This is a genomic window from Niallia sp. FSL W8-0954, from assembly GCF_038005605.1.
GTDB lineage: Bacteria > Bacillota > Bacilli > Bacillales > Cytobacillaceae > Niallia > Niallia circulans_A.
On record NZ_JBBOTN010000004.1, the window covers coordinates 1 to 8,419 of the forward strand.

General features: G+C 31.3%; 13 protein-coding genes. 11 read left to right on the plus strand and 2 right to left on the minus strand.

Annotated features, from left to right (window positions below; genetic code table 11):
- The first annotated feature begins 690 nt into the window (after positions 1–690).
- From NX902_RS25670 to NX902_RS25710, 9 genes are all read left to right on the plus strand, one after another.
- A complete protein-coding gene (locus NX902_RS25670) occupies positions 691–1,221 on the plus strand; it encodes a MerR family transcriptional regulator (protein WP_341118315.1) in 531 nt (176 codons plus the stop codon).
- A gap of 71 nt (positions 1,222–1,292) precedes the next feature.
- A complete protein-coding gene (locus NX902_RS25675; RefSeq protein ID WP_341118313.1) occupies positions 1,293–1,460 on the plus strand; it encodes an antitoxin VbhA family protein in 168 nt (55 codons plus the stop codon).
- A gap of 21 nt (positions 1,461–1,481) precedes the next feature.
- Complete coding sequence (locus NX902_RS25680) at positions 1,482–1,661, plus strand: hypothetical protein (RefSeq protein WP_341118311.1); 180 nt, start codon at positions 1,482–1,484, stop codon at positions 1,659–1,661.
- Positions 1,662–1,770: 109 nt separating this feature from the next.
- Positions 1,771–2,163 carry a hypothetical protein gene (locus NX902_RS25685; RefSeq protein ID WP_341123932.1) on the plus strand — a complete coding sequence of 131 codons (393 nt, stop codon included), beginning with the start codon at positions 1,771–1,773 and terminating at the stop codon, positions 2,161–2,163.
- Entirely contained in the window at positions 2,160–2,384 is a 225-nt protein-coding gene (locus NX902_RS25690) for a hypothetical protein (protein WP_341118325.1), read from the plus strand. The genes NX902_RS25685 and NX902_RS25690 overlap by 4 nt, the downstream gene beginning before the upstream one ends.
- Positions 2,381–2,806 (plus strand): hypothetical protein, encoded by a 426-nt coding sequence (locus NX902_RS25695; RefSeq protein ID WP_341118323.1) that lies wholly within the window; start codon positions 2,381–2,383, stop codon positions 2,804–2,806. The genes NX902_RS25690 and NX902_RS25695 overlap by 4 nt, the downstream gene beginning before the upstream one ends.
- Entirely contained in the window at positions 2,799–3,077 is a 279-nt protein-coding gene (locus NX902_RS25700) for a DUF5839 family protein (protein WP_169189775.1), read from the plus strand. Before NX902_RS25695 ends, NX902_RS25700 begins: the two co-directional genes overlap by 8 nt.
- A gap of 174 nt (positions 3,078–3,251) precedes the next feature.
- Complete coding sequence (locus tag NX902_RS25705; protein ID WP_169189776.1) at positions 3,252–3,881, plus strand: MarR family transcriptional regulator; 630 nt, start codon at positions 3,252–3,254, stop codon at positions 3,879–3,881.
- Between the two features lie 347 nt (positions 3,882–4,228).
- Complete coding sequence (locus NX902_RS25710; RefSeq protein WP_341118321.1) at positions 4,229–4,417, plus strand: hypothetical protein; 189 nt, start codon at positions 4,229–4,231, stop codon at positions 4,415–4,417.
- A 22-nt stretch (positions 4,418–4,439) separates the two neighbouring features.
- Here the strand turns inward: NX902_RS25710 and mobQ are convergent, their stop codons facing one another.
- Positions 4,440–6,287 (minus strand): MobQ family relaxase, encoded by a 1,848-nt coding sequence (mobQ, locus tag NX902_RS25715; RefSeq protein ID WP_341118319.1) that lies wholly within the window; start codon positions 6,285–6,287, stop codon positions 4,440–4,442.
- A gap of 429 nt (positions 6,288–6,716) precedes the next feature.
- Here mobQ and NX902_RS25720 point away from each other — a divergent pair, with 429 nt between their 5' ends.
- Positions 6,717–7,013 carry a conjugal transfer protein TraD gene (locus NX902_RS25720; RefSeq protein WP_341118318.1) on the plus strand — a complete coding sequence of 99 codons (297 nt, stop codon included), beginning with the start codon at positions 6,717–6,719 and terminating at the stop codon, positions 7,011–7,013.
- A 370-nt stretch (positions 7,014–7,383) separates the two neighbouring features.
- Here the strand turns inward: NX902_RS25720 and NX902_RS25725 are convergent, their stop codons facing one another.
- Positions 7,384–7,737 (minus strand): DUF3139 domain-containing protein, encoded by a 354-nt coding sequence (locus tag NX902_RS25725; protein WP_341118317.1) that lies wholly within the window; start codon positions 7,735–7,737, stop codon positions 7,384–7,386.
- A gap of 80 nt (positions 7,738–7,817) precedes the next feature.
- On the opposite strand from NX902_RS25725, the gene NX902_RS25730 reads away from it, so the two are divergent.
- The gene (locus NX902_RS25730) at positions 7,818–8,384 is read left to right on the plus strand and encodes a YiiX/YebB-like N1pC/P60 family cysteine hydrolase (protein ID WP_341118316.1); all 567 of its coding nucleotides are present in this window, start codon (positions 7,818–7,820) and stop codon (positions 8,382–8,384) included.
- Positions 8,385–8,419: the final 35 nt, after the last annotated feature.

Consider the following 8,419-nt stretch of genomic DNA (forward strand, 5'->3'; position numbering starts at 1 on the left):
GCAAAGCTTAGAGTTTTAACTTAGGGAACTGAAAGCAAATTAGGTTTACTGCATCATCATTAGTAAAATATCTCTTTGTCGGTAAATGGGTTATTTGTGTATGCTCAAAAAATGTCTATTATTAATCATTGAAATATAGAGTTAATTCGAGTACAATAATTTTACAAATAACCTTGTTTTGGGCAAGGGTAAAGTCATTTTCCGTTAGGTGTGTTGGAGCACTTAAGCTTGAGGAAAATGGCTTTTTGTTTTTTTCTTTATTCTAACATAATCTATTGTTCTACAAAATAAAATAATAGATTTGCAAAAAATAGAAAGATTATCAAATTTCCATATTACCCCTATTTAGCGACCAAAGCTTTTTAGGATTTAAATATTAGATTAATTGATAATCCCCCTCTGAATATGAGCTTTTAGGTCATTAAAGTTAGTTTACATAAAATGTCCTATACACAGCAATCCAAAAAGCAAAAGGCGGAATTTGTCCATATTGGGGCAAATTCCGCCTTTTTGCGTTTGGGAAATATCGAGAAAAATAGCTTCATAATAAAAAAGTCAATCTCTAGATCCCTCCGTTTTACTTCTAAATGCTACTTCATTATACAATTGACTTTTTACGATGATTGAAAGGAAAGAAGGAAATTCTACTAGATTATCGAAGAGTAAAAGTAGAAGGAGTGAATAAACGCTATGAAAAACGCTAATAGCTTTGGCTATTTTTCGAAAGATGTTGCTGCTGATTTAGAAATAACTACTTCTAGTTTAAGAAGATGGTCTATTGAGTTAGAACAGCATGGTTATATAATGGAACGAAATGAAAAAGGACAACGGATTTATTATGAACGCGATTTTAAGGCGTTAAGAGAATTGAAAAAATTATTAGCAAACAATGTTTCTTTTACAGACGCGTTAAATGCTGTTGTATCAATGAATATAGACGAAAAAAACGCAACAAAAACGCCTAGCGTTTTCACGGATGAGATTCGTTTATCAAAGAGTGAATTAGAAGAAACGATACAACGAGTAGTGAAAGTAGCAATTGAAGAAGAAAGAGAAAATATGTTGAAAGCATTTGAATATAAAATGAATGATGTTGTAGAAAAAAGAGATCGGATCCTAACGATGCAATTACAACAATCATTAGAAGAAAAGAGATTAGAAATAGCAGCTGCCAAAGAAGAAGACGACGTAAAACCCTGGTGGAAAAAACTCTTCAAGTAAAAACCAGTACAGACAAGGGTTGCCTTTATGGCAACCTATAAACCTTTAGGGTAAGTAAGGAGGATTTTTTTATGAAAAGGACTAATGAAGAAGCGATGAGATATGCTAAAGCTTCGTTGAGAATATCTGGAATGGATGTTTCCAAAGAACAAGAGGATTTAGTAAGAAAATCTCTAGAAGGACATATTTCAGATGAAGATTTTATCAATAAGTTAAAGGAATTAGCTGATAAAAAATAAAATAAGATGGTGGGCGATTTTATGCTAATGCTTCATGAAATTTTAGGAACAGATAAGCCAGTTTTTAAAGAGAAACAAGCAGAACATTTTTTCTATGAGGAATTGTTAGCATTGAACGAAAAACCTTCACAATATAAGATTACTGGCTATGTAGAAGTAAGAAAACATAAGCAATTATTTTTCAAGCAAGTGTATAGCTAGGGGAAAGATACCGATTATTCTATTTTGGAAAATCGGTATTTTTTACGCTTGAATTAAAGTTACTTAAATGATATAATAAAGGTAACTTAAAGAAAAGGGCGGTTAAAACATGTTGAAAGTATGGGATTTACACAAAAAATTATATGATGTTCGTTGGAATGGTGAAGAGGAAGAAAATAAAACAATCGAGCAATTAGAAAATGAATTTGTTTCCTTGGCCGCGACGGAAGGAGTTGCTTTGGAAACAATAAACGAAATGTTAGGTCAGCTTTATATTCCGCCTTATCGATACGATACGTTACCAGAGCATTTAAAACACTCTAATTCAGCCAAAAAAGAAAATGTAGGGCGTCCATCTATGGGAGTTACAAAAAAGGTGTCTATAACTCTTCCAGAGGATATATGGAGCAAAATAAAAAGCGATATTAAGGATAAAGATTTAAAATCTATGTCTGCTTATTTTAGAGAATTAACTTTGACTCATTTTAAGGAGGAAGCATGATGAAAAAATTAAAAATTTATATGGATAATGGGGAATTTGTGATAGAACATGTTAATTCGATTGGACATAGTAAAAAGCGTTCTTTCCTATCAGAAAATGGCTTGAAAGAATCTTTGGATTCTTATGCAGCTGTCATCGATCAATACGAATTAGAGGTATCAGATGAATTGTGGGCTATGGTTATTAACTACGTAAGTAGTGAGGAGTTTCAAAGAAAATGATTTGTTCCTATTGCGGTCAAGAAAATAGCAATTATGCAGAAACATGCTCCTTTTGTGAAGCACCATTGAAAGTGAAAAGACCAAAATTAGACGGTTTTATGTACTTGGAATTATGCGAAAGACCGTTTTCGTTCTTGGCTTCACTTCACACATATGATCTTTTAGTTTTGCTTCGACTGGTGAGAGAAAAGCGGACAAGTTGTTACCACCTTATGAGAACTGTTCAGAAGGCTCCTGACGGGGTTGTAGTTCCTAATGATATAAAAGGTTTGGCAGAAAGTGAATATCGCCTTTATACTGCCCGTATGAAGGTTATAGAGGGTATATTGATTGATAGGATGGGGTATAAACCGAAACGAATTGATGATAAACTATTAATTAATTTAAAAGAGAAAATTGAAAGAGGGAAAGAAAATGTCTGATAATAATACTATTGCTGCGTTTCATATTCTTAGTAATAAAGATGGTATTTTGAAGTTAAATACTAGCAAACTATTTTATTGGCATATTCCAAAAAAATTAAGAAAAGAACCTATTGAACAGGGAGATATCGTATTAGTTCATGCTAAAAATACATCAGCACCAGTATTAGTAATGAATGTGTTTAGAGAAGAATTAGAAGAAGTAGGAAAAAAATATAAGAAAGTTAAATGTGTTTTAGAAAGAGCTCCTCAGAAAAATGAAAAAGTGTAGAATAAAGAAGAAAATATTGGTAGTCTTAAAGGTATAAAGAAAAACCCTCAAGTTTTTGCCGACTCCGAGGGTTTTAACTAAATCAAGGACAGGAATATGTCCTGTATTCACTTATAGAATAATTATATTCTAACATACAGTGATATATTCCTTCTAGTAGGGAGAAGGAAATTTGTGAAAAAAGAAAACAATAATGTAGTAAATTTAAACAGTGTTAGTAAAAATGCTAGAAAAAGAGATTTAAAAAATGATGAAATTCTTAATAATCTAGAGCATTTTGGAGTACCTCAAGAACAAATTGACCAAGCTATGAAAATACTTAGTATGGCTACTGGTAATAAAGAACTTTACATAGGAACTAAAAGATCTCCACATTCGAAAGTGAGGTTTGCTCAACACTTGCAAGAGAATTTAGGTTTTCTAAATAAGCAAGAATATCTTAGCAGTAAAGAAAAGGTTTTTTTATCTGATGTTATACCTTATATTGCTTTTTCAAGTAATTGCATAGTTTTAGATATTAAAGAGAAAAATCCTGTTCCTGCAAATATTACAGAGATTTCTAAGCTAATAAATAGTAATAGGTCAAATACAAGTACAACAATTAATTCTTTAGTTAAAAAAGGAATTTTAGCTAAAGCTGAAAGTGGAATTGAAGGTAATAACGTTAAAGCTTATTCTTTATTTGTTAATCCTCATATTATTTTTGCGGGTGATAAAGATAAGGTTCCGGAGCATTTACAAGTTATGTTTCATAAAGCAATGAAAATGAAAATATTAAAGGATTTACCGGATAAATTATTTTAAAGAAAAAACCGTTAGTAATTAATTTTGATTACTAACGGTTTTTTTATTTTTTTATTATTTCGTGTGTTGTAAAATCGCAACACAAGTGTTGTAAAATCGCAACACACAAAAAATCTCAAAACCCTTGATATAACAGTCTTTTTTTAACTTTTAAAACTCTCTCTCTTCTCACTCTATAATAAATAGCATTTCACTTTTTGTTTGGCAATCTTAAATTTAAACTTTTTAGGTTCTTGCCATAAGGCTAAGATGTTGCCATAAAGGCAACTAAAAACCTTGTAATTAGGGGTGGTTATCAAATGAGAAATAACTACGATATAATAATTTAAAAGGTAGGTGCTTTTTTTATGCATGAGTTTGAAAGGTCTAAACAGATTATTAATGGTACTTTTGATTGCAACCGTAATTGGCGTGTGACGTTTGAGTATAGTCGAGATTATGAAAAAAAGCCTTTGTCATGGAAAGAAAGCGAGCAATTGCTTGATGATCTCATCAAGGTATTTGAAAAATACGAAATGAATTGGAAGTTGAAATAAGGGGTTGTAAATTTTACAACCCCTATCTTTCTAATCCATTATCTCTTGATAAATATTGTTCTCTTTTATTTGCTCGCTGTAAGTCTTTTTGAACATTGGATAAGGTTTCGTTTTCTTTCTGTAGTTCTTCAAGTTTTTTTACATATTTATCATAAGTAGGTTTGAGTTCGTTCATCAATTTGCTGTCTTCTTTGATAGAACCAACAGTGGTATATCCAACAGAACGAAGTTCACGTCCTATAGAACTTTGTTGTTTTTTTAATTTTTTATATTTTTCTTTTGTAACTGAATCATGTAGTAATTTTCCATATTGGAAAGGATTGTTTTCAATCGCTTCTAACTTGTTTTTTATTTTACTAAGTATTCCTAATCTTATTTCTGCTTGATTTGCTGTTTTTACTCTTTGTTCATAAGTAGAAATGTTTTTCGATATGTTGTTTATTTCAGCTTTATTCTTCTCGATAACTGTTGGTATATCGCTAATTTTTGAAAGATTATAACGTTTATGAACGTCTTGTAATTTTATAGCTGTTTTATAATTGATTCGTTTATTTTTTAGTTCTGGATATAGAGAAGTCGTCTTTTTGATTTCATGATTTTTTAGAAGGCTTTCCCCTTGTTCTAATAACTTATTAGTATTTTTGTATGTTGTTCTTTTTCCTTCTAATTCAGTACGAGATTGTTCAACTTCTTTGTCCATTTGTTTTTTTCTAAACGGAATTTCTTCTCTAGTTGAAATGTTATTATCTCGCATTAAGATGGATACTCTTTCTTTTTGGCTATCAAGAGTTTGGCTTAAAGAATTAATTTCATGGCGTAGCTGCTCTTTCTGTTTTCGTTGAAAGAATCCTGTATTTTCAAGTGCTTGCTCTTTTTCGCTTATTTGTTTTTCCAAGCTTGATAAAGTGGCATTTGCTTGGAAAAGATTATCCATGTTTTTTTGCTTGTTTTGAAGTTGATAATGTTCGGAATTGTTTTGGCTATGCCATATTTCATTAATCTCTTTTATCTTAGAAATATTCTCTAAAGTCGGTTTTTCTTTTATCATTTTTGTTTGAATATAGTCTAATACTTTTTGTTCTGCAGGAGCGAAAGCAACTGTCTTTTTTTGTTCCTGTTCTTTTATTAAGGTTTGTCGCTGTTGCTTTTTTTCGCGATATTTTTGCAAGTCATAAACAATGGCATTATGCTGTTTTACTTCACGATTAATAGTTCCTCGGTCTGTTTCGATTCCCTTTTTCTCCATATCAGAAGCTACATGTCCTAAATGAACAGTAGGTAAAATTTCAAGTCCACGATCCTCATGAGATTGATGGGTAATCCGTTCTTGAATATTTTCTTTTTTAAGTGCCTTGTTGGCATGTTCAGACCATTGTTCTCTCCATTGCTCCAGTAGTTCTTTTTTATTCCAATCACGATTCTTTGTAGTAAAACCATTTTCTGAAATTTCTCTAGTGGTCAACATAACATGAGCGTGTGGATTTTCTTTATCATCTCGATGAATAGCAATATCGGCAACCATGCCTTTATCTACAAATTGTTCTTGAACATATCCTTTGATTAATTCAGTTTGCTGCTTATTGGAAAGTTCTCGTGGCAAAGCAATATTAATTTCTCTTGCTAGTTGAGAATTTTTTCTTGTTTCGCTTCTCTCCACTTCATTCCAAAGAAACTCTCTATTTTGAATCCATGATGGAGCATGAGAAGGAGCAAGAATATGGTTTTCTGGTTGCACGTCTCTTTTATAATATTTGCTTTGCTCGGATCGTTCATCATATAATTTTTCACCTGATCGATAAGCTGCAGAAGCAATGGCGGATTGCCCTTTTCCGCGTGAGATCATTTGCACGGAGAAATGATAGATTGCCATATTCTTTTTCCTCCTTTTCTTTTGGATTTTATGTATTAGGTTTTGGATGACCGTAATAAAAAATTTCGTACCGAAAGGTGGGAAATTTTTTATTACGGATTCGTAAGGATTTATTATGACAAGTTGGATTTTTCCAACAAGGAATAATAAATAGCTTACGATTGTTTTTTGTATTCGCCATTTGGCGGATATTCATTCGCAGATATGCGAATGAATGATTTTGATTTTGGTATTCGCTGAAAGGCGAATACGCTTTTTCGTTGCGAAGCAACCGCACACAAACGTAGTTTGTATAAGTGCGCCCTTCCTCACATTAGTTCGTTGGGGTTATTATACCACGAACTAATGTGAGGAGTCATTCTGTAATTCTAGTTTTCGCTCGTAATTTTGGATATAATAGAGAAAATAATAGGGTAGGGAGTGAGAGCCTTGGCTCGAAGAACGGAAGAAGAGAGATTAGTAGATTTAGAAGAAAAAATTAGGAAGATGCAACTGGAGAAACAACGATTGGCGAATCAAGTGAGACAAAAGGAGAGAAAAGAAAGAACTAGAAGATTAATTCAAGTGGGTGGATTAATTGAGAAACATTTTGAGATTGAAGGGGAAGAAGAAATAATTAAATTGATTGCTTCTTTTAAGAAAGATGTAGTGAAAAATAAAGAAAAAATATTGAAGATGGATATTGAACAAGCAAGAAAAATTCTTCAAATTAATCTAGAAAAATAATTTCATTCTCTATATTTTAGCAATATAAAACTAATATATTTTACTGTATTTTTAAATGAAGTAAAGTATCTTTTATTTTTTTATATAAAATCCCTTTTATTTTCACACAGGCAGAGCCTGTGGTTTAAAAAGAGTAAATTAAAAAGAGTAGTTCAACTACTCTTTTTATGCTTCTGAATATGTTTTATCAACACATATATCTTAACTCTCTACTTTTGAAATTTTTTGATTTAGAAATTTATCGCTCCCTTTTTGAACTATGTTTTTTTATTTTCACTAAATTGTTCGGTTAAATACATGAAAAAATTTGTTAATTCTTTTGTTTCTAATTGAAAAAAACAGTGCTCAATCAATTTTTTCTTATATATTTTTATTGTTCTGCATGAATTGGATTATCTTTAGATCCAGAGTACCCTTCTTGAAAAACTTCATTACCGTTCATACCATATTGATATTCAATATCTTGTTCATCCGCAAAAACAACAGTCACGCTGTAGGCTGCATCGGATCCTGCGAACCTAGGATCAAATTGAGGCTCTAATGATAAAATTTCTTTTTTATCATACCCTTTTTCATTTATCAAATAATCTTCTACTTTATCACAAATATTTTCCATTCTTTCTTCAGAAGGTTTAGCAGATGGATTATTACTGAAATAAATATACAAACCTATTCCTCCAAAAATCACAAAAAATATCAATAACAAAAATATTCTTTTTTTCATATTTTTACCTCCTCATTTGGTGCATTATGTAATATAATGGATAATATTGTAACAAAATATAAGATATTGGAGTGATAAAGTTGAAAAAAATTATTAGTATTTTAGTTACAGCTGCACTTTTACTTGTTTTTTCATTGACCTTTCAAACTAATGAAGCAAGTGCAGCTAGTTATCCAGGAACTAAAGCTACCGTTAAAGCTGGTGATATTGTGGTTACCAAAACAACTAATTGTAAACCTAATTGCAAAGGAATTACTGGACATGCAGGAATAGTTATCGATAGTACATACATAGCGCATATTTCAGGGCCCGGTGCTCACCCGTCCAAAATCTCAATTTCTTCTTGGTTTAAAAAATATACTTCTACAAAGGTTGTTAGGACAAACAGCAAATACAAAGGCAAGCCATCAAAAGCCGCAAGTTGGGCAGCTAAATATTTAAAAGATTATCCTAAAGCAAAATATTCAATAACACCTAATCTCAGTTCAAAAGATCCTACCTATTGTTCAAAATTAGTTTATCAAGCATATTACTATGGTACAGGTTATCCTATATTAGCATCTTCTGGAATAATTCATCCTTATGCTTTCATAAATAAAGTAGGTTACAGTGGGATGGGATCTATTGTTGCTTCAGTAAAATGGTAGAAATGTAGAAATATTGATTAGTATAAAAACTCTAA

Coding starts and splice junctions, on each gene's coding strand:
- NX902_RS25670 (WP_341118315.1), top strand. CDS start 691: ATGAAAAACGCTAATAGCTTTGGCTATTTTTCGAAAGATGTTGCTGCT.
- NX902_RS25675 (WP_341118313.1), top strand. CDS start 1,293: ATGAAAAGGACTAATGAAGAAGCGATGAGATATGCTAAAGCTTCGTTG.
- NX902_RS25680 (WP_341118311.1), top strand. CDS start 1,482: ATGCTAATGCTTCATGAAATTTTAGGAACAGATAAGCCAGTTTTTAAA.
- NX902_RS25685 (WP_341123932.1), top strand. CDS start 1,771: ATGTTGAAAGTATGGGATTTACACAAAAAATTATATGATGTTCGTTGG.
- NX902_RS25690 (WP_341118325.1), top strand. CDS start 2,160: ATGATGAAAAAATTAAAAATTTATATGGATAATGGGGAATTTGTGATA.
- NX902_RS25695 (WP_341118323.1), top strand. CDS start 2,381: ATGATTTGTTCCTATTGCGGTCAAGAAAATAGCAATTATGCAGAAACA.
- NX902_RS25700 (WP_169189775.1), top strand. CDS start 2,799: ATGTCTGATAATAATACTATTGCTGCGTTTCATATTCTTAGTAATAAA.
- NX902_RS25710 (WP_341118321.1), top strand. CDS start 4,229: ATGCATGAGTTTGAAAGGTCTAAACAGATTATTAATGGTACTTTTGAT.
- mobQ (WP_341118319.1), bottom strand. CDS start 6,287: ATGGCAATCTATCATTTCTCCGTGCAAATGATCTCACGCGGAAAAGGG.
- NX902_RS25725 (WP_341118317.1), bottom strand. CDS start 7,737: ATGAAAAAAAGAATATTTTTGTTATTGATATTTTTTGTGATTTTTGGA.